Origin of the sequence: Streptomyces sp. NPDC013157, from assembly GCF_042899865.1 — a bacterium.
Lineage (GTDB): Bacteria > Actinomycetota > Actinomycetes > Streptomycetales > Streptomycetaceae > Streptomyces.
Map to the genome: position 1 here is coordinate 281436 of NZ_JBIBAK010000001.1, position 19555 is coordinate 300990.

The 19555-nt window shown below is 71.2% G+C and carries 16 protein-coding genes and 1 pseudogene; 6 read left to right on the plus strand and 11 right to left on the minus strand.

Going from position 1 to position 19555, the window contains the following annotated elements; translation table 11 throughout:
- Nucleotides 1–127 precede the first annotated feature (127 nt).
- From ACFY6U_RS01265 to ACFY6U_RS01280, 4 genes are all read right to left on the minus strand, one after another.
- Nucleotides 128–1411 (minus strand): aspartate aminotransferase family protein, encoded by a 1284-nt coding sequence (locus ACFY6U_RS01265; RefSeq protein WP_390034472.1) that lies wholly within the window; start codon nt 1409–1411, stop codon nt 128–130.
- The gene (locus ACFY6U_RS01270) at nt 1408–2250 is read right to left on the minus strand and encodes a nitrilase-related carbon-nitrogen hydrolase (protein WP_390034473.1); all 843 of its coding nucleotides are present in this window, start codon (nt 2248–2250) and stop codon (nt 1408–1410) included. The genes ACFY6U_RS01265 and ACFY6U_RS01270 overlap by 4 nt, the downstream gene beginning before the upstream one ends.
- Before the next feature lie 206 nt (nt 2251–2456).
- On the minus strand, nt 2457–3851 hold the full coding sequence (locus tag ACFY6U_RS01275) for a hypothetical protein (RefSeq protein ID WP_390034474.1): 1395 nt from the start codon (nt 3849–3851) through the stop codon (nt 2457–2459).
- A gap of 126 nt (nt 3852–3977) precedes the next feature.
- On the minus strand, nt 3978–4229 hold the full coding sequence (locus ACFY6U_RS01280) for a helix-turn-helix transcriptional regulator (protein ID WP_351500554.1): 252 nt from the start codon (nt 4227–4229) through the stop codon (nt 3978–3980).
- Nucleotides 4230–4273: 44 nt separating this feature from the next.
- Between ACFY6U_RS01280 and map the strand changes: the two genes are divergently transcribed.
- Both map and ACFY6U_RS01290 read left to right on the plus strand, forming a co-directional pair.
- A complete protein-coding gene (map, locus tag ACFY6U_RS01285; RefSeq protein ID WP_390034475.1) occupies nt 4274–5053 on the plus strand; it encodes a type I methionyl aminopeptidase in 780 nt (259 codons plus the stop codon).
- 568 nt (nt 5054–5621) lie between these two features.
- On the plus strand, nt 5622–8168 hold the full coding sequence (locus ACFY6U_RS01290) for an ATP-dependent Clp protease ATP-binding subunit (RefSeq protein ID WP_390034476.1): 2547 nt from the start codon (nt 5622–5624) through the stop codon (nt 8166–8168).
- 75 nt (nt 8169–8243) lie between these two features.
- Here the strand turns inward: ACFY6U_RS01290 and ggt are convergent, their stop codons facing one another.
- Nucleotides 8244–10037 (minus strand): gamma-glutamyltransferase, encoded by a 1794-nt coding sequence (gene ggt, locus ACFY6U_RS01295; RefSeq protein ID WP_390034477.1) that lies wholly within the window; start codon nt 10035–10037, stop codon nt 8244–8246.
- A gap of 143 nt (nt 10038–10180) precedes the next feature.
- On the opposite strand from ggt, the gene ACFY6U_RS01300 reads away from it, so the two are divergent.
- Nucleotides 10181–10945 (plus strand): hypothetical protein, encoded by a 765-nt coding sequence (locus ACFY6U_RS01300; protein WP_390034478.1) that lies wholly within the window; start codon nt 10181–10183, stop codon nt 10943–10945.
- Between the two features lie 116 nt (nt 10946–11061).
- Nucleotides 11062–12630, plus strand: coding sequence for an alpha/beta fold hydrolase (locus ACFY6U_RS01305; RefSeq protein ID WP_390034479.1), 1569 nt, complete (start codon nt 11062–11064; stop codon nt 12628–12630).
- Nucleotides 12631–12675: 45 nt separating this feature from the next.
- On the opposite strand, the pseudogene ACFY6U_RS01310 reads toward ACFY6U_RS01305, so the two are convergent.
- From ACFY6U_RS01310 to ACFY6U_RS01335, 6 genes and pseudogenes are all read right to left on the minus strand, one after another.
- Nucleotides 12676–12909, minus strand: a pseudogene (locus ACFY6U_RS01310) (amino acid ABC transporter permease); the annotation flags it as partial.
- A gap of 238 nt (nt 12910–13147) precedes the next feature.
- Entirely contained in the window at nt 13148–13555 is a 408-nt protein-coding gene (locus ACFY6U_RS01315) for a DUF6278 family protein (RefSeq protein WP_390034480.1), read from the minus strand.
- A gap of 16 nt (nt 13556–13571) precedes the next feature.
- Nucleotides 13572–14351, minus strand: coding sequence for an exodeoxyribonuclease III (locus tag ACFY6U_RS01320; protein ID WP_390034481.1), 780 nt, complete (start codon nt 14349–14351; stop codon nt 13572–13574).
- A 50-nt stretch (nt 14352–14401) separates the two neighbouring features.
- The gene (locus ACFY6U_RS01325) at nt 14402–15037 is read right to left on the minus strand and encodes an MBL fold metallo-hydrolase (RefSeq protein ID WP_390034482.1); all 636 of its coding nucleotides are present in this window, start codon (nt 15035–15037) and stop codon (nt 14402–14404) included.
- A gap of 100 nt (nt 15038–15137) precedes the next feature.
- Entirely contained in the window at nt 15138–16493 is a 1356-nt protein-coding gene (pcaC, locus tag ACFY6U_RS01330; protein ID WP_390034483.1) for a 4-carboxymuconolactone decarboxylase, read from the minus strand.
- Nucleotides 16478–16846, minus strand: coding sequence for a transposase (locus tag ACFY6U_RS01335; protein WP_390034484.1), 369 nt, complete (start codon nt 16844–16846; stop codon nt 16478–16480). The genes pcaC and ACFY6U_RS01335 overlap by 16 nt, the downstream gene beginning before the upstream one ends.
- A 1147-nt stretch (nt 16847–17993) precedes the next feature.
- On the opposite strand from ACFY6U_RS01335, the gene ACFY6U_RS01340 reads away from it, so the two are divergent.
- A complete protein-coding gene (locus ACFY6U_RS01340; RefSeq protein WP_390034485.1) occupies nt 17994–18194 on the plus strand; it encodes a hypothetical protein in 201 nt (66 codons plus the stop codon).
- Nucleotides 18191–19528 carry a copper resistance protein CopC gene (locus ACFY6U_RS01345; RefSeq protein WP_390034486.1) on the plus strand — a complete coding sequence of 446 codons (1338 nt, stop codon included), beginning with the start codon at nt 18191–18193 and terminating at the stop codon, nt 19526–19528. The genes ACFY6U_RS01340 and ACFY6U_RS01345 overlap by 4 nt, the downstream gene beginning before the upstream one ends.
- The last annotated feature ends 27 nt before the right edge of the window (nt 19529–19555 follow it).

Here is a 19555-nt window from a genome sequence, read left to right on the forward strand (position 1 = left end):
CAGTTCCCCGCGCCCCTAAAAGCAGGGGGCTGCACGGCGCCCCTTCAGGGGCGCGGGGAACTGCGCGACCGGCCACGACGGCGCCGCAGTCGGCACATGGCGTATCGCGGCACTTCCGGCCGAGCGCCTAGTAGGCACTCCGCAGCGCCTGTTCGAGGATCGTCGCGCCCTCCTCCGCCTCCGCCACCGTCAGGGACAGAGGCGGGGCGATGCGCAACGCGCTCGTGTTGTGGCCGCCGCCCTTGCCGATCAGGAGGCCGCCTTCGCGGGCCGCTTCCAGGACGGCGGAGGCGGACTTGGGGTCGGCCTCGTCGGTGCCGGGCTTGACCAGTTCGACGCCGATCATCAGGCCGCGGCCCCGGACCTCGCGTACGCCGGGCAGCTGGGCGGCGACCGCGCGGAGGCGTTCGATGAGGAGGCCGCCGACGCGGCGGGCGTTGCCCTGGAGGTCGTGTTCCAGGAGGTACGACAGGTTGGCGAGGCCCGCGGCCATGGTGATCTGGGTGCCGCCGAACGTCGAGATGCTGTTGGAGTCCAGGCAGTTCATGATCTCGGAGCGGGCCACCACACCGCCGATGGAGCTGCCGTTGCCGATGCCCTTGGCGAAGGTGAGGATGTCCGGCGGACCGCTCTGGCCGTGTGCCTGCCAGCCCCAGAAGTGCTCGCCGGTGCGGCCCCAGCCGGTCTGCACCTCGTCGGCGATCCAGAGGATGCCCTGCTCCTGGAGGACCTTGCGGAAGGCCGCGTACAGCCCGTCGGGCGGGGAGGTGAAGCCGCCGACGCCCTGGATGGGCTCGGCGATCAGCGCGGCCGGCGGGCGGGTGTGGCCGAGGAGGTCGCGCAGGTCGTCGACGCAGGCCGCGATGAAGTCACGGTCGTTCAGCTCGGCGAACGGTCCGCGGGTGCGGACGCCGCCGTGGACGTAGAGCGTCTGCAGCGGGGACAGGGAGGTCGGGGACCAGCCCTTGTTGCCGGTGATGCCGACCGCGCTGAAGGAGCGGCCGTGGTAGCTGTTGCGCATCGCCAGGACGGTGTTGGTGCGCCGGTATGTCGTCGCGAGCAGCAGGGCCGTGTCGTTGGCCTCGGTGCCGGACGTGGTGAAGAAGACGCGGGCGTCCGGGATGCCGCTCAACTGGGCGATGCGCTCGGCGAGTTCGACCATCGGGCGGTTGAGGTAGAGCGTGGAGGAGTGGATGATCCGGCCGGCCTGCTCGCTCACCGCCTTCGTCACCTCGGGCAGGGCGTGCGCGGTCATCGTGGTGAGGATGCCGCCGAAGAAGTCGAGGTAGCGGTTGCCGTCCGCGTCCCAGACGTGCCGGCCCTCGCCGTGGGTGATCTCCAGGGGCTCGTCGTAGTAGAGGGCCAGCCAGTCGGGCAGGACCTGGCGGTGGCGGGCGAAGAGGTCGTTCACGGCTGTACCAGCCCTTCGTAGGCGTCGGGACGGCGGTCGCGGTAGAAGGCCCACTGCTGACGCACTTCTTCGATGAGGTCGAAGTCGAGGTCCCGGACGACGAGTTCCTCACCCTTGTCGCTCGCGACCTCCCCCACGAACTGCCCACGCGGATCGACGAAATAGCTCGTCCCGTAGAAATCGTTGTCCCCGTACTCCTCCTGGCCCACCCGGTTGATGGCGGCGACGAAGTACTCGTTGGCGACGGCGGCGGCCGGCTGTTCCAGCTGCCAGAGGTAGGCCGACAGGCCGCGCGAGGTGGCTGACGGGTTGTACACCAACTGGGCACCGTTGAGGCCGAGTTGCCGCCAGCCCTCGGGGAAGTGGCGGTCGTAGCAGATGTACACGCCGACCTTGCCGACGGCGGTGTCGAAGACCGGCCAGCCGGCGTTCCCGGGCTTGAAGTAGTACTTCTCCCAGAAGCCCTTGACCTGCGGGATGTGGTGCTTGCGGTACTTGCCGAGGACGGTACCGTCGGCGTCGATCACGGCGGCGGTGTTGTAGTAGAAGCCGGACTGCTCGACCTCGAAGACGGGGACGACGATCACCATGCCGGTCTCGCGCGCGAGTTCCTGCATACGACGCGTGGTGGGGCCGTCCGGGACCGGCTCGGCCCAGCGGTAGTGCTCGGGTTCCTGGACCTGGCAGAAGTAGGGGGCGTTGAAGACTTCCTGAAATCCGATGATCTTCGCGCCTCGGCGGGCCGCCTCGCGGGCGTGCTCCTCGTGTTTCGCCACCATGGACTCGGTGTCGCCGGTCCAGGTGGCCTGGACCAGAGCGGCGCGTACGACGTTGGCCATGAGCTGCTCCTTCTACGCCCGTAGAGGGTCGAAAGTAGGCCTCCTCGGAGTCCTTGCCAAGACCATCGTCGTTAAGCCGCCGAGTCCATCGCGTTTCTTACCCCGGTGGAGGAGTCAGGGGGCTCCGCCATGGGGGTTCGGCCGTTCACCGGGTGCCGGTGCGTGGGGGCTGATCGCGCAGTTCCTCCCCCAGCGCCCCTGAGGGGTCAAGAAGCGAGGCCCGCCACCCGCAGTGCGTGCAGCAAGTCCCAGTGGCGCTGGTCCGAAATCGTCTGCGCCGAGCGGAGCAGCAGGGGCACCAGGCGCCGGGGATCCGGTTCGGCGCTGTGGGCCGCCTCCTCCGGGGTGCGGACCTGGACGTACGTGTCCAGCAGGGCCCGGGCCTCGCGGTGGCGGCCTTCCGCGTCCAGGGCGAGGACGGCCTCGCCGATCTCCGCGGCGGGGCGGGCGACGCCCTGGCGCAGGATCTGACGGCCGTCGTCGGTCCGGCCCGCGGCGGTCAGGGCGTCGGCGGCCGCGACGAGCCGGGCGGGCGGCAGCGAGGCCGCCTCCCACAGCAGCGTGGCCCAGTCGGCGCCGAGCCCGGCCCGCTGGAGGGCGTCCGCGAGCAGCGGGAACCGGGCGGCGGACCAGTGCGCGACCTCGGCCAGGAGCGCGTGCGCCTCCCCGGTGCGGCCCGCCGCCCGCAGCCCTTCGAGCCGCTTGACGGCCGCCGCCACGGCCCGCTCCGATTCCTCGTCGGACTCCGCGGGCGCCGGCTCCGGCCGCGCCGGTACCTCGACGGCCCCGGCGAAACGGGCTCCGCGCGGGGCACGACGGCCGGTGGCGGCCTCGGACACGGACGCCTCCGGCGTCTGCGGTACGACCGTGGGCACGGCCTCGTCCTCCGCCATGCCGGCGAACCGGGCACTGCCCCGTCGCCGCTTGCGCTGCTTGGCCGGGCTGGGAGCCGGGGCCGAAGCCTCGGCCGCGGCGGGGGCGGGAGCCGGGGCCTGGGCGGGAGCCGGGGTCTGGGCGGGAGCGGGAGCCGGGGCCTGGGCCGGCCGGGGAGCCACGGGGAGGGTCTCGCTCGTTGGGCGCCCGGCGAGCTCGGCCCGCTGTTCCAGCCGTCCCATCCGGGCCCGGAGCTCGGCGCACCGGGCGGCCGCGCGTGCGTGGTCGTCGCGGGCCCAGGCGAGGTCGATGTTCAGGGCCTCGGCCTCCTCACGGGAGCGCGCGGCGTCCAGGGCGCGGCCGAGGTGGGCCAGCCGTTCCGCCGCGTACCGCTGTTCCCTGAGGGTGACGTCGAGGCGGTCGCCCAGGTCCTCGCGGGCGCCCGGCCGGGTGTCGTACGCGGCGAGCGCTTCCGCGTGCAGCCGGCGGGCCTGCTCGGCCTCGCGCGCGGCCGCCCCGGTGCCGTGGACGGCGGCCAGATCCTGGAGCAGCGCCTCGACGACGTCCCAGGGCGGCACCTCGCGCCCGGCGAGGCAGCCCTGCATACCGTCGGGGTCGCGCTGCCAGAAGACGGCGCACCAGCCGCCGCCCTGATCCAGGCGCGCCAGCAGGCCGTTCAGGTAGTTCGCGAACTCCCGCACCCGGCCCGGGAGTTGATCCACAGTCATCGCTCGACTCCCACCAGACCGGAACACTCCGGCTTCGTAGGCAACACCAGTCGTGTTACGGCGTTGCTACGGGGAGTTTTCAGCGGGGGCGCGGAGCCCTCATTGCCCGATCTTGACCGATGCGCGTCAGACGACGACCAGGGCGCAGCGCTCCACCAGCTCGTCCATCGACAGACCGAGCGCACGGGCCAGCGCGGCGACCGTGAAGAAGGCGGGGGTCGGCGCCCGCCCGGTCTCGATCTTGCGGAGGGTCTCGGCCGAGATGCCCGCCGCGGCCGCCACCTCCGTCATGCTCCGGCCGCCGCGCGCCTCGCGCAGCAACCGCCCGAGCCGCTCGCCGCGTTCGCGTTCTTCCGGAGTGAGAGGGGTGCGCACCATGCCGCCATTCTAACCCGGTCGAGAAAACCGGTATATTAATTGGCATGGTGGAACTGAAGACAGACACATCGATCGACGCCATGTACGCGTCGGGCCAGGTCGTCGGACAGGCCCTGACGGCCGTACGCGAGGCCGCCGGCATCGGCGTCTCGCTGCTCGAACTGGACGAGGTGGCGCGGGAGGTGCTGCGCGAGGCGGGAGCCTCCTCCCCCTTCCTCGGCTACCGGCCCTCGTTCGCACCCACCCCGTTCCCCGCCGTCATCTGCGCGTCCGTGAACGACGCGATCGTGCACGGCATCCCGACCGGTTACCGGCTGCGCGACGGAGACCTGGTCTCCATCGACTGCGGTGCGGTGCTGGACGGCTGGGCGGGCGACTCGGCGATCAGCTTCACGGTCGGCAGGCCGCGCCCGGCGGACGTCCGGCTCATCGGGACCGCCGAGCGGGCGCTCGCGGCGGGCATCGCGGCGGCGGTCGTCGGCAACCGCATCGGCGACATCGCCCACGCGGTCGGCCGGGTGTGCCGGGACGCCGGCTACGGCATCCCACAGGACTTCGGCGGACACGGCATCGGCCGCCGTATGCACGAGGACCCCGGCGTTCCCAACGAGGGCCGCCCCGGTCGCGGCCTCCCGCTCCGGCACGGCATGGTCCTCGCGATCGAGCCCATGGTGATCGGCGGCGGCCGGGACGGCTACCACGCGGCCGAGGACGGCTGGACCCTGCGGACGAACGACGGCTCCCGGGCGGCGCACGCGGAGCACACGGTGGCGATCACCGAGGCGGGGCCGCGGGTTCTCACGGCCAGGAATTCAGAGAACTGACACAGGTTTTCCCTGTGTGTTTCTTGTCGTGATATGCGGGTCGGCACACCCCAAATGAATTCTCCAGAACACTGAACAACGACGGCGGTCCCCCCGTACTCCTTTCCGTGACGGGCGGAAAAACAGCCGCCCAATCAGCGAAGGAGTTCTCATGGAAAACGTGCGCATGCGCGTTCCGTTCCCCCGGCCCACACGGCGGCAGCCGGTGCCTCCGCCGCCTCCGCCCCATGGTCGGCGGCGGCCCCGGCCGAATACCAACGGCCGCTGATCACGTGACATAAAACGCGCCGGTCGCACCGGCCGGACTCCGGGTCCGGCCGGTGCGACCACGCGACACGAGAAAGGCGGAGATTATCGCGGCAGGACGTAAGGCGGCGCTGCGTTGCCGAATTACTCTGCTGGTTTCCCGTCGGCTCGGCCCGTCCCCCGAACGGCTGGACGTGCCCCCCTCCGGCGGGCGTGCGAAGGTGGTGTGACCGGGCCCTGCAGGGGCACCCGCGTGGACCGGCACGTCGACCAGCGAGCGCGTCCCGCCAGGCGCCGGGACGCCGGAACGGAACGAACGCTCATGACCAGCGGTTACCCCGGACCGGACAACTTCGGACAGGACCCTTTCGGAGAGTTCCTCGCGCGCTTCTTCGGCGGCGGAGCCCGCCAGGGCCCCCGCCAGATCGACATCGGCAGGCTGCTGAGCCAGCCGGCCAGGGAACTGGTCAAGGGCGCCGCCCAGTACGCCGCCGAGCACGGCAGCCGGGACCTCGACACCGAGCACCTGCTCCGCGCGGCGCTGACGGCGGAGCCCACCCGTTCCCTGCTGAGCAGGTCCGGAACCGATCCCGACTCGCTGGCGACGGAGATCGACGGCCGCGCGGGGCCGGTCCAGCACCCGCCCGGGGAGGCTCCCCCGCCGACCTCGCTCTCCCTCACCCCGGCCGTCAAACGGGCCCTGCTGGACGCGCACGACCTGGCCCGGGCAGGAGGAGCCGGGTACATCGGCCCCGAGCACGTGCTGGGCGCGCTGGCCGCCAACCCGGACTCGGCCGCCGGGCACATCCTGAACGCCGCCCGGTTCGCCGCCGCCGGCCTGCCGCCGGACACCGCGGAGACCGACCGCTCGCTCGCCGGGCCGGACACCCGGCGCCGTCCCAGCAGCACGCCGAACCTCGACAAGTACGGCCGGGACCTGACCGAGCTGGCCGGTCAGGGCCGGATCGACCCGGTCATCGGCCGCGACGACGAGATCGAGCAGACCATCGAGGTGCTCTCCCGGCGCGGCAAGAACAACCCCGTGCTGATCGGTGACGCCGGTGTCGGAAAGACGGCGATCGTCGAGGGCCTGGCCCAGCGGATCGCAGACGGGGACGTGCCCGACGTACTGTCGTGCCGCCGGGTGATCGCCCTCGACCTGCCCGGCGTGGTCGCCGGCACCCGGTTCCGGGGCGACTTCGAGGAGCGGCTCAACAACATCGTCAACGAGATCCGCTCGCACTCCGACCAGCTGGTCGTCTTCATCGACGAGCTGCACACCGTGGTCGGCGCCGGCGGCGGCGGCGAGGGTGGTGCGATGGACGCGGCCAACATCCTCAAGCCCGCGCTGGCCCGGGGTGAGCTGCACGTCGTGGGCGCGACCACCCTCGAGGAGTTCCGCAAGATCGAGAAGGACGCGGCGCTGGCCCGCCGTTTCCAGCCGATCCTGGTGCCCGAGCCGACGGTCCCGGACGCCATCGAGATCCTGCGCGGCCTGCGGGACCGCTACGAGGCGCACCACCAGGTCCGCTACACCGACGAGGCCCTGGTCGCCGCCGTCGAGCTGTCCGACCGCTACCTCACCGACCGCAGGCTGCCGGACAAGGCGATCGACCTGATCGACCAGGCCGGCGCCCGGGTCCGCCTAGGCGCCCGCACCAAGGGCACGGACGTCCGCGCCATGGAGCGCGAGATCGAGCAGCTCACCCGGGACAAGGACCAGGCGGTCGCCGACGAGCAGTACGAACGCGCCACCCAGGTCCGGGACCGCATCGGCGCGTTGAGGACCCGCATCACCGAACTCTCCGGCGAGGACGAGGCGGACGAGGGGCTGAACCTGGAGGTGACGGCCGAGGCGATCGCCGAGGTGGTCTCCCGCCAGACCGGCATCCCGGTCAGCAGCCTCACCCAGGAGGAGAAGGAACGGCTGCTCGGTCTGGAGGCCCATCTGCACCAGCGGGTCGTCGGCCAGGACGAGGCGGTCGCCGTCGTCTCCGAGGCGGTCATGCGCTCCCGTGCCGGACTGGCGAGCCCTAACCGGCCTATCGGCAGCTTCCTCTTCCTCGGCCCGACCGGCGTCGGCAAGACCGAACTGGCCCGCGCGCTCGCCGAGGTGCTGTTCGGCAGCGAGGACCGGATGGTCCGCCTGGACATGAGCGAGTACCAGGAGCGCCACACCGTCTCCCGTCTGGTGGGCGCCCCGCCCGGCTACGTCGGCCACGAGGAGGCGGGCCAGCTCACCGAGGTCGTCCGCCGTCACCCGTACTCCCTGCTCCTCCTCGACGAGGTGGAGAAGGCGCACCCGGACGTCTTCAACATCCTGCTCCAGGTCCTGGACGACGGCCGCCTGACCGACTCCCAGGGCCGCACGGTGGACTTCACCAACACGGTCATCGTGATGACGAGCAACCTGGGCTCGGACGTGATCACGAGGCGCGGTGCCGGCATCGGCTTCGGCGCCGACGACGAGGAGGCGACGGAGGCGGCCCGCCGCGAGCGGGTCCTGCGGCCACTCCGGGACCACTTCCGGCCCGAGTTCCTCAACCGCATCGACGAGATCGTCGTCTTCCGCCGGCTCACCGGCGACCAGCTGCGCCAGATCACCGAACTCCTGCTGGAACACACCCGCCGCATGCTGCACGCCCAGGGCGTCACGGCCCACTTCACGGACGCGGCGGTCAACTGGCTGGCGGAACACGGCTACCAGCCGGAGTACGGCGCCCGCCCGCTGCGCCGGACCATCCAACGGGAAGTCGACAACCAGCTGTCCCGTCTGCTCCTGGACGGCACGATCGCGGAGGGCAGCACCGTGACGGTCGATGTCACCGACGGCCGCCTGGAGTTCCGCCCGCAGAAGGCGCCCCTCTAGGGGCGCTGGGGGTACCCCCGGCCGAAGGCCGGGGGAGGAACTGCGCGACCAGCCCCACGCACCCGCACCCGGCAACTACGGCGCAGGATCCACCACCTGAGCCGACCCCCCACCCCGCCGCACCGTCTCAGCCGCCGCCAGCCACTTCCCACCCGGCAACCGCTGGACACCAGTAGCCGCCCCGATCTCCGGATTCAACGAGAACGCATGCCCGATGGCCTCCAGCTTCCCCCACACCGCGGGGTCGTTGTACAGCGCGGGCTCCAACTCGGTCTTCGCCGCATTCCGCTGCGACGCCCGAGGCGCGGCGATCGCGTCCACCAGCGGCAGATGCCGGTCGAGGAACTCGGTCAGCACCTGCAGCACCGTCGTGATGATGGTCGCCCCGCCGGGCGACCCCACCGCGACCACCGGACGGTTCGCCTTGTCCAGGACGACGGTCGGCGAGATGGAGGACCGCGGCCGCTTCCCGGGCCCCGGCAGGTTCGGGTCGTGCACCGCGGGGTTGGCCGGGGTGAACGAGAAGTCGGTCAGCTCGTTGTTGAGCAGGAAACCCCGCCCCGGGACGGTCATCGCGCTGCCACCGGTCTGTTCGATGGTCAGCGTGTAGGAGACGACGTTCCCCCACTTGTCGGCGACCGTGAGGTGCGTCGTGTTCTCCCCCTCGTACGTGGTCGGCGCCGCCGTCCCGGTCGACCCTGGGTTGTCGGGGTCGCCCGGTGCGACCGGGCTGGTCAGCACCGCGTCGTCGCTGATCAGCTTCGCCCGCTCGTCGGCGTACCGCTGCGACAGCAGCCCCTTCGTCGGCACGTTCTCGAACGCGGGGTCGCCGACCCAGCGCCCCCGGTCGGCGAAGGAGATCCGGCTCGCCTCGATGAAGTGGTGCAGGTACTGCACCTCACTGGCCGTGGAGAGGTCGGTGTTCTCCAGGATGTTGAGCGCTTCGCCGACGGTGGTCCCGCCGGACGACGAAGGTGCGATCGAGTACACCTTCAGCCCGCGGTACCCCGTCTCGGTCGGCGCCTGCAGCCTGGCCCGGTAGGCGGCCAGATCCTTGGTGGACAGCTTGCCCGCCCGCGCCTTCCATCCCGAACTCGGGTCCACGGGCGGATTGTCGGCCGTCGACACGATGTCCTTGCCGATGTCGCCCTTGTAGACGGCCCCGATCCCCTTCTTCCCCAGCTCCTCGTAGGTCCGGGCCAGTTCGGGGTTCTTGAAGGTGGAACCCACCACCGGCAGCTTCCCGCCCGGCAGGAACAGCTTGGCCGTGTCGGGGAAGTACCGGAACCGGGTCTCGTTCGCGGCGGTCTGCGACTGGAAGGTGTCGTCGACGACGAACCCGTTGCGGGCGATGCGTTCGGCCGGTTTCAGCACCGAGCCGAGCCGCTCCGTCCCCCACTGGCCGAGCGCCGTCTGCCAGGTGGCCGGCGTCCCCGGGGTGCCGACGCTCAGTCCGCTGCTGACGGCGTCGGCGAAGGCGAGTGGCTTGCCGTTCTCCACGAACAGGTCGGAGTCGGCGGTCAGCGGCGCGGTCTCGCGGCCGTCGATCGTGTGCACCGTACGGGACTTGGCGTCGTAGTAGACGAAGTAGCCGCCACCTCCGATGCCGGAGGAGTAGGGCTCGGTGACGCCGAGCGCGGCGGCGGTCGCGACGGCCGCGTCGACCGCGTTGCCGCCCTTGCGGAGCACCTCGATACCGGCGGCGGTGGCGTCCGCGTCGACGCTGGAGACGGCACCGCCGTAGCCGACGGCCACCGGGGTCTTCGCGGTGGTGGCACCGCCGGAGGCGGGAGGCGCTGCCGCCCCCACCGACACCACGGCGGCCGAGACCGCCAGGACCGTCAGTTTCCGCGCGACAGGGCGACGCATCCGCACCTCCAGTTCCGGAACGTCCGCGCAGCGTATCGGCGGGGCCGCGGCCCCGACAGCCACATTCAGGGCACTGTCATACGACCGCCACACTTCGAACACGGGTACGTTCCGGCCACCTGTGCCCGCTACCATGCGCGCCCATGAATGACGACCTGCGCAACATTATCCTCGGCGTCGTGGCGGCCGGCATCAGCGCGGCGCTCGGCTGGCTGGCCCGTACCTCGCTGTGGCGCCGGAGCCTGCGCCGCAAGCAGGCCTTTCTCGGGCTGCCGGAGAACTCGGAGTCGCTGCTGGTCGTCAACCGCGATCCCGCCACGTCCGAACCGGCCGTCCACCGTTTCGACGTGTTCGCGCTCCTGGAACTGGCCGCGCTCATCAAGGACTGCGGCGCGAACCTCCAGATGGTGACCCAGGACAACGTCCAGCAGGGCTTCGGCGAGCGTACGGAGTTCTGCGTGGGCGGGCCGGGGTCGAACCGGCGCATGCTGGCCCACATGTCCGCGATGCTGCCGGGCGTGCGCGTCAACATCGACCCGGAGCCGGGCCCGGACCGCGGCGCCTTCCAGATCGGCACCGAGCGCTACCGCCTCGACCCGGGCATCACGGAGTACGTACTGCTGGCCCGCCTCACCGCCGGCCAACGCCCGGACGCCCGCCCGGTGTTCCTCTTCTGCGGGCAGCGCGCGATCACCAACCAGGCGGCCACCCGCTACCTCGCCCGCAACCACGAGCGGCTCGCCCGCAAGCACGGCAAGAACTCCTTCGTGCTGCTCCTCAAGGTCGTCAACTCGCAGGCGTACGGCCCTGACGTGGTCGAACTCGTCGAGGACGTCACCCGTGCCGCGCAGGCACCGCTGCCGCCCGACGCGACCGAGACGCCGCGCGCCTCGCACCGCGCCTCCTGACTGCCCGCACCCTTCAACAATCTTTACTCGCACGTAACTTACCGACGGGTTACTTACGGTAAGAGGTCGCGGTTACCGTCGGGTCACTTTGCATTCACACGTATGGGGAGTGACCTGTGGGAACCCATCGCAAGGCCCTGCGCACGACCGCCGTGGGCGCCGTCTCCGCGACCCTGATCGCCGGAGGTGTCCTCGGGTTCACCCCCGCCGCCCAGGCCGCCACGGACGGCGTCCGGTTCGTCGACATCGCCGGCGACGGAGGTACGACGCTCAAGGCGAACGTCGTCACGCCCGCGGGCGCCGACGGCTCGCACCGCTACCCGCTGCTCGTCATGCCCACGAGCTGGGGCTTCCCCCAGGTCCAGTACCTGGCCCAGGCCCGGAAACTCGCCGACTCCGGCTATGTCGTGGTGGCCTACAACGTCCGCGGGTTCTGGCAGTCCGGCGGCGGGATAGAAGTGGCGGGGCCGCCCGACGTCGCCGACGCGTCCAAGGTGATCGACTGGGCGCTCGGCAACACCCCGTCCGACGCCGGGCACATCGGCATGGCGGGCGTGTCGTACGGCGCCGGCATCAGCCTGCTCGCGGCCGCGCACGACAGGCGGATCAAGGCGGTTGCCTCGCTCAGCGGCTGGGCCGACCTGATCGACTCGATCTACTCGGGGCGCACGGAGCATTCCGAAGCGACCGCCCTCCTTGACGGCGTCGGTCAGGTCACCGGCCGCCCGAGCGCGGAGACCAGCCAGGTCTTCAAGGACTTCTTCGCCTCAGACCTCTCCAAGGAACAGGAGCTGATCGACTGGGGAAAGAAACGTTCCGCCGCGACCCATGTCGACCAGATCAACAAGAACGGCGCGGCGGTCATGCTCGCCAACGCCTGGGGCGACACGATCTTCCCGCCCAACCAGATCGCCGACTTCTACAACACGCTGACCGGCCCCAAACGGCTTGAGCTGCGCCCCGGCGACCACGCCACCGCGGAGCTGACCGGACTGTTCGGGCTGCCCAACGACGTGTGGACGGACACCGAGCGCTGGTTCGACCACTACCTCAAGGGCGACGACAACGGGATCGACCGCGAGCAGCCCGTGGAGCTCAAGTCCCGTTCCACGGGCGGCTACGAGGGCTACCCGGACTGGAAGTCGGTCGGCGCCGTGCGGCGGAAGATCGCCCTGGCGGACACGGCCACCGTCCACGCCAACGTCGACTCGGGCGCGGACGGCGGGATCGTCTTCCTGTCCAGCATCCTCGACCAGGTCGCCCAGCTGCCCCCGGTCGCCTCGATCCCGCTGCTCCCCCGCCGTTGGGCCGCCGTCTGGCAGTCCGGGCGGTACACCGACGCACAACAGGTGCGTGGTACGGCCACGTTGCACACCACCCTCAGCCCGAGCGCGGAGAGCGGCACCCTCGTCGCCTACCTGTACGACGTGGGGCCGCTCGGCCTCGGCAAGCTGGTCACCAACGCGCCGTACACCTGGCACGGCCGGACGCCCGGCAAGGCGTTCGACGTGGACCTGGACCTGTTCTCCACGGCCTACGACGTGCCCGCCGGGCACCGGCTCGCGCTGGTGATCGACACGGTGGACCCGCTCTACATCGAGCACAACCCGTCCGGCGCGCAGCTGACCTTCTCCTCGCCGGTGGACGACCCGTCGTACGTGTCCGTTCCGCTGCGCGAGCAGTGATCTCCGGCTGCCGCCGGCCGGGCCTGGCCCTTTGGCTGCTGCCCCCTACGGCAGCAGCGTCCCCGGTTCGGCCGGGGCCACCATGCACATCCCGATGAAGACCGGGGAGATCACCATCTCCACAGGGATGAAGGGCAAATCGTAGTCGAGGTTGGACGCGATCGGTTTCCCGGCATGGAGGAACTCCTCGTAGGTGACGAGACGGCCCGGCGAGGTGTCCTCCAGGGTGCGGGGCTCGCGCACGCCGAGCGCGAACGCGGTCCCACGCGGGCCGCGTTCGCCGCAGAAAGCCCAGGAGAAGGGCTGGCGCCGACAGGTTCACGCGAGCACCGGTCGTAGTACTTGTTGACGTCCCGCAGTTCGATCAGAGGATCGACGGCCATCCGCAGCCCTACCCGCTCTCAGCTGTGTCGTGGTTGCCGCAAACTATCCAGCCGCGAGTGGGCGTAAGGCACGACACGCACTTTTCGGGCATTAGCCGTATTTATGCCGCCTTTATTGCCACGTTCATGGCAGTTCAGGCCTCGGCGACCTCCGCGTAGAGCTGGGAGAGTTCGGGGACGCCGCTCGCGGCCCAGTCGTGGCCGGACTCCACGACCTCGAACTCCCGCCCGGACGACAGCCGTACGACCGGCTCGCCGTCCGCCCGGATCTCCCACTCGGCGCCGGGCACGGTCCGGGTCAGGACGGTGCCCAGGTACAGGCCGGCGTCGGTGCCGAGCCAGGTCAGGGTCTCCTCGTCGTCCCGCCAGCGCGGGAGCAACTGGTCGAGGGCCTCCAGCGAGGCCGGGGTGTCGTCGAGCGCGACGCCCTCCTCGGCCGCCTGGGCGCGCAGGAACTCGCACTCGGCAAGCAGATCGGGATCGGCGTGGTGGGGGACGTCACCGGTCTTGCCGTGCCTGTTACCCAGAAAGGGGAAGTTCATGGTCCCAGGTTGACACTCACACCTCCAGGTCCACCACCACCGGGGCATGATCGGAAGCGCCCTTTCCCTTGCGCTCCTCGCGGTCGACGTAGGCGTCCGTCACGGCTTTGCCGAACGCTTCGTTGCCGTACACCAGGTCGATACGCATGCCGCGGTTCTTGGGGAAGGCGAGCTGGCGGTAGTCCCAGTAGGTGTAGGGGCGGTCGTACTTCAGCGGGCGCGGGACGACGTCGGTCAGGCCGGTCTCGCGCAGGGCGGTGAGGGCGGCGCGCTCGGCCGGGGTGACATGGGTCAGGCCCTCGAAGGCGGCCACGTCGAAGACGTCGTCGTCCGTCGGCGCCACGTTGTAGTCACCGAGCACCGCGAAGGGGCGGCTGCCGCCCGCGTCCCCGGCGACGGCGGCCTTCAGCGCCTCGAACCACTGGAGCTTGTAGGCGTAGTGCGGGTGGTCCACCTCGCGCCCGTTGGGCACGTACACCGACCAGACCCGGACCGGCCCGCAGGTCGCCGAGATCGCGCGGGGCTCGGGCCCGCCGTCGTAGCCCGGGTCGCCGGGCAGACCCTTGACGACGTCCTCCAGGCCGACCTTCGACAGCACCGCCACGCCGTTCCACCGGCCGGTGGCGTGGACCGCCGCCTCGTAGCCCAGCTCGCGCAGTTGCTCGAAGGGGAACTGCGCCTCGGCGACCTTGGCCTCCTGGAGGCAGAGCACGTCGGTGCCGCTGCTCTCCAGCCAGGCGAGGAGCCTCGGCAGGCGGGCGGTGATCGAGTTCACGTTCCAGGTCGCGATGCGCATGTCCCACAACCTACCGGGCCCCTCTGACAACCGGCCTCGGCCGTCCGGCCTCAGACGTCCGCCGAGGCCCCCGGCGCCAGCCGCTGGTGGTCCGCACCGCCCAGGGCGCCGATCTGGCGGTCGTAGATCGGCCGGGCGAGGTCGGTGAGCAGGGCGTCGTGGATGTCGTAGGCGCGCTGCGGCTTCACCTCACGGACGTAGTCGATGACCTCGGAGATCTTGCTCCAGGGCGCCATCACGGGGAGCATCAGCGTCTCGACGGGGTGGTCGGGGACGGTGAGGGCGTCGCCGGGGTGGAAGACCCTGCCGCCGTCGATCAGGTAGCCGACGTTGGTGATGCGCGGGATGTCCGGGTGGATCACCGCGTGCAGCTCTCCGTGCACCTGGACCTCGAAGCCGGCGGCGGTGAAGGTGTCGCCGTGGCCGACCGTGTGCACCCGGCCCGGGAAGGCCGCGGCGAGCTGGTCGGCGACCGACTTCAGGGTCCAGATCTCGGCGCCGGGGTCGGCGTCCAGCGCGGCCCGCAGCCGGCCCTCGTCGAAGTGGTCGGCGTGCTCGTGGGTGATCAGGATCGCCTCGGCACCGACGGCCGCGTCCTGCTCGCTGAACCCGCCGGGGTCGAGGACGAGCGTGCGCCCGTCCTTCTCGAGGCGCACGCACGCGTGGGACTTCTTGGTGAGCTTCATGGTCACCATCCTGCCCCCGGGCCGTCCCGCGGTCCTCGGGGACTCCCCGGTCCCCCGGGGGTACCTCAGCCCTTCGGCACTCACCGGTCCGCGGGGTCCCTCAGCCCTCGGGAGTGGTCTCCTCGCGAATGACCTGCTGGGCGACCCGGAACGCGCTGTTCGCGGCCGGTACCCCGCAGTACACCCCCGCCTGGAGCAGCACTTCCTTGATCTCGTCCGGCGTGAGGCCGTTGCGCAGCGCCGCCCGGACGTGGAAACCCAGCTCCTCCAGGTGCCCGCCCGCGACCAGCGCGGTGAGCGTGACACAGCTGCGCGAGCGCCGGTCGAGGCCCGGCCGGTCCCAGATCTCGCCCCACGCGTAACGGGTGACGAACTCCTGGAAGTCCCCGGAGAACTCGTCGGCCTGCGCCAGCGCCCGGTCCACGTGCGCGTCCCCGAGCACCTCCCGGCGGACCTTCAGCCCCGCCTCGTAGGGATCGGGCCGCCCGAGCGGCTGCGGCGCCACGGCGGCCGGGGCGATCTCGGCGATCGGCGTGACCTGGGGCGCGACCTGCGGCACGGCCTGGGGCGCGGCGGACAGCACCGGCTTCACCGGGGCCGCCGGGATGGCGATCTGGCCGGTGGTCGAGTCGTAGGCGGGCTGCCAGGCGGTGGAGAAGTGCCGCACCAGCAGGTCGGTGACGGCGGCGGGCTGCTCGACCGGGACCAGGTGGGAGGCGCCGGGTACGACCGCGAGCCGGGCGTCCGGGATGCCGGCGACCAGGGTGCGGGCCTCGGCGGGGCCGGTGACCTGGTCGTCGGAGCCGACCAGGACGAGCGTCGGTACGCCGACCCGGGCGAGCTCGTGCCGCACGTCGAAGCCGGCCAGCGCCTCGCAGGCGGCGATGTAGCAGCCGGGGTCGGTGGTGCGGACCATCTGGACCGCCCACTCGGTGATCGCGGGCTGGGCGGCGGCGAACCCGCCGGTGAACCAGCGCTCGGGCGAGGTCCGGGCGATCGGGTCGAGGCCGTTCGTCCGTACGATCACACCGCGCTGCCGGAACTCGTCCGGCGTCCCGAACCGGGGCGAGGTGGCGACCAGTGCCAGCGAGGCGATCCGCTCCGGGTACCGCAGCGCCAGCTCGACACCGACGGCACCGCCGAGCGCGCAGCCCGCGTAGCCGAAGCGCTGCACACCGAAGGAGTCCAGCGTGGCCAGCAGCCGTGCGGTCAGCTCGGCCACGGAACCGGCCGGGTGCGCCGGGGAGCCGCCGTGCCCGGGCAGGTCGTAGCGGAAGACCCGCCACTGCTGGACGAGCTCCGGGATCTGCCGGTCCCACATGTGCCATGTGGTACCCAGGGACGGGCCCAGGACCAGTACGGGGGCTTCTTCCGGCCCGTCAAAGCGGTATTGCAGGGTGTAGGACGTACTCTCACTCACCCGACTCACGCTCCCACATCTCACGGCCGCCCCCATGACGGGGGGTGTGAAGGGACGGGCTGGATCGGGTGAACGCCCTCTCGGGCGACGTGCCGTTCGAGGCATCGGACCGTCTCGCGTCGGGTCTCGCCCTCCTTGATCCGGCGCTCGCAGTAGTCCTGGGTGCGCGAGTCGACCCGCAGACGGGTGCACACGATGCGGTGGAGCGCGGCGTTTGCCTGCCGGTCGCCGCCACGGTCGAGGCGGCGGAACTGCCGGCGTCCCGAGGAACGCTCGACCGGACTGACCCCGCACAGCGCGGCCAACGACGCCTCACTGCCCAGGCGTTCCGGGTTGTCCCCCACCGTGATCAGCAGAGCGACCGCCGTGTCCGGACCGATCCCCACCACGTCGAGAAGCTGCGGGGTACGACACTGGACAAGCCGGGCAGGACACGCCTCCACGTCCCGGATCTGCTCGGAGACCCGGCCGATCCGGTGCGCCGGCCAATCCGCACCGGAACAGCACGGGCTGGGATATCCCGGGCACGGATCGGCACGGTGACCGGGATCGGATGGAACGGAAGTCCGTACGGGCCCGCCAGCACCCTGCTGACCGGCTACTTCGCCTGCCGCGGATCACCATTGACCGCCATGCGCCACTTCCCTCATGAGCGGTTTCACCAACGTTTGTTGGTTTTTTCGGGGCTCAGTCAAGCGGTGGGCCCCCGGCCGCCTCGCACGCCACCCTTGGGCGGCAGCGCCCCCATGCCTCCCGATCGGCGACGGCGGGACGGTGACTCGACAGGCCCCCTCGCGCATCGGCAGCCGAGAATCGAATTCCACGGCATATGCATTCGGGGCGGTTCAGTGAAGAATGAAATGCCTAGCGTGTTCGAATTCACGCCCCATTCACTTTCTTCACGGAATGTAATGCGCACATTGAGGCGGCGAGGTCCGTTCTCACAGTCCCCCCCAGTAAGAAGGTGAGGCAACGAAACGGGCGATTAACTGACGTGTAGCCGACAGGAATCGTCGCCTCTGGTCAACTCCTGGTTACCGCCGTTCACACACAGCGTCAGGAGGGGCCATGTCCTTCTTCGCCAGGGCGTCCTGGCCAGGAGACCATCGCGACGAGATCGTCGCCGGAACGCTCGTCGCGGCGGTGATCGTCGTGCTCGGCTACGCCTCGGGCATCGGCGCCCCGGCGGCGACGACCATCAGCACCGCCGCTCCTCCGGTGGCCGGGGCTCCGTCCGCCTCGCCCGGTGCGTCGGACGATTCCGGGGTCAGTAATTCAGGGGTCGGCGAGTCCGGTATTTCTGTCGGTGGGGCGGGATCCGGCTCTGCGGGGGATTCCTGGCCAGGAAGCGGTGACGCCGGAATTCCGCCGGTCGCCGAAACGCCGCCGACCAGCGGGCGGAGCGGCGAGGGAACGGCTGCCGGAGGCGGCGGACAAGAGTCGGCTCCCGTCCCGTCCGGCTCGGTATCAGATGCGCCCACTCCACCCCCCTCTCCCACTCCGCCGAACGGCTGCCAGGAGGGTGAAGCACACCTGGTGCGGCCGCTCTTGAACGGCGTGATCACTTCGGTGACCGGCCTGCTGGACGGTCTTCTCGACGGGGGCTCCTCCGGCGTCACGGCCTCCCCGTCACCGTCGTCCTCTCCTTGGCGGTCCACCTCCTCGGCCGCCGGGCTGTCGTCGGTGTGCGTCGGCGTGGCGGCCTCGCCCTCGGCCCTCACGGGGGTGCTCCCGTGAGACGCCGCCTCCCCTTCCTGCTTCTCGCCGCGCCGGCCGCGGTCGCCGCCCTGTTCCTCGCCGCGCCGGCCGCGTCGGCACACACCGAGCTGGTCTCCTCGGCGCCGAAGAACGGCGCACGGATCGCGCGCACCCCAGCCGAAGTCCGGTTGGCCTTCAGTGAGCAGGTCGACCTCGCGGACGTCCACGTCACCGCGGGCGGCAGGCGGCTGGCACTGTCCCGTCCGGCCCGCGGCGACGCCAAGGGCAATGTCGTCGAGGTCTCCGTCCCGAAGACCACGGGCAGGGACCGTCTCACCGTGGTGTGGCAGGTGCGCGACATGGAAGACGGCCACCCGACGTCCGGGACCCTGTCCTTCACACTCACGACGAAGGCCGAGGAGTCCGGCGCGGCCGGAGCGGGCACCCAGGCCGCGCCGCAAGGGTCCGAGTCGGTACGCACGGCCTGGACCGTGACCCGCTGGGCCGGGTATCTCGCCCTTGCCCTTTATGTCGGCGGGCTGGCATTCCTGGCACTGCTCTGGCCGCAGGGCGCCCACGACCGGCGTACCCGCCGGATCCTCACGCTGTCCTGGACGGCCGGGCTCGCGGCGAGTCTCCTCGCGCCGGGGCTGCAGGGTGCGTACGGCGTGATGGGCGCGCTCGGAGACGTCCTGAAGTCCTCCACCTACTCATACCTGTTGGGCACCGAAGTCGGCGTCGTCGCCGCATGCCGGGTGCTGATGTGGGTGCTGGCCGTGATCGTGCTGGCCGGGCTGCTCCAGGGTGGTGAGCGGACCGCCCGGTCGCCGGGCTGGCGCGTCGGTGCCCTCGCCGTCGCCCTCGGACTTCTGCGGACCACCGGCATGACCGGCCACAACGCCGAGGGCACGCACCCGGGTTGGGGCGCGGTGGCCGACCTGGTCCACCTACTGGGCGTCTCGCTCTGGCTGGGCGGCCTGACCCTGCTGCTGTTCGGCGTGCTGCCCCGGCGCCGGCCGGAGGAGCTGTCGGCCACCGTGTCCGGCTACTCCACGCTGGCCGGGGTGTCCGTCGCCGCGATCGCCGTCGCCGGAGCGGTCCTGACCTGGCAGATCGTCGGCTCCTTCGGCGCCCTGGTCCACACCGGCTACGGGCAACTGCTGCTGCTCAAACTCGCCGTACTGTCCGTTGTGCTGCTGATCGCCCAGGGCAGCCGCAGCTGGGTGAAGACGCGGCTTGACATCGCCGTGCTGCTGCGCGGTGACCGAGCCACCGTACGGCCCTTCGTCTACTCGGTCGCGGCCGAGACGGGGCTCGTCCTCGTCGTCCTCGCCGCGACGAGCGTGCTGGTCACGTCCGCCCCAGGGCGCTGACCGGCGATCCCTGCACCACCCCTCTCA

Coding starts and splice junctions, on each gene's coding strand:
- ACFY6U_RS01270 (WP_390034473.1), bottom strand. CDS start 2,250: ATGGCCAACGTCGTACGCGCCGCTCTGGTCCAGGCCACCTGGACCGGC.
- ACFY6U_RS01275 (WP_390034474.1), bottom strand. CDS start 3,851: ATGACTGTGGATCAACTCCCGGGCCGGGTGCGGGAGTTCGCGAACTAC.
- ACFY6U_RS01280 (WP_351500554.1), bottom strand. CDS start 4,229: ATGGTGCGCACCCCTCTCACTCCGGAAGAACGCGAACGCGGCGAGCGG.
- map (WP_390034475.1), top strand. CDS start 4,274: ATGGTGGAACTGAAGACAGACACATCGATCGACGCCATGTACGCGTCG.
- ACFY6U_RS01290 (WP_390034476.1), top strand. CDS start 5,622: ATGACCAGCGGTTACCCCGGACCGGACAACTTCGGACAGGACCCTTTC.
- ggt (WP_390034477.1), bottom strand. CDS start 10,037: ATGCGTCGCCCTGTCGCGCGGAAACTGACGGTCCTGGCGGTCTCGGCC.
- ACFY6U_RS01300 (WP_390034478.1), top strand. CDS start 10,181: ATGAATGACGACCTGCGCAACATTATCCTCGGCGTCGTGGCGGCCGGC.
- ACFY6U_RS01315 (WP_390034480.1), bottom strand. CDS start 13,555: ATGAACTTCCCCTTTCTGGGTAACAGGCACGGCAAGACCGGTGACGTC.
- ACFY6U_RS01320 (WP_390034481.1), bottom strand. CDS start 14,351: ATGCGCATCGCGACCTGGAACGTGAACTCGATCACCGCCCGCCTGCCG.
- ACFY6U_RS01325 (WP_390034482.1), bottom strand. CDS start 15,037: ATGAAGCTCACCAAGAAGTCCCACGCGTGCGTGCGCCTCGAGAAGGAC.
- pcaC (WP_390034483.1), bottom strand. CDS start 16,493: ATGGGGGCGGCCGTGAGATGTGGGAGCGTGAGTCGGGTGAGTGAGAGT.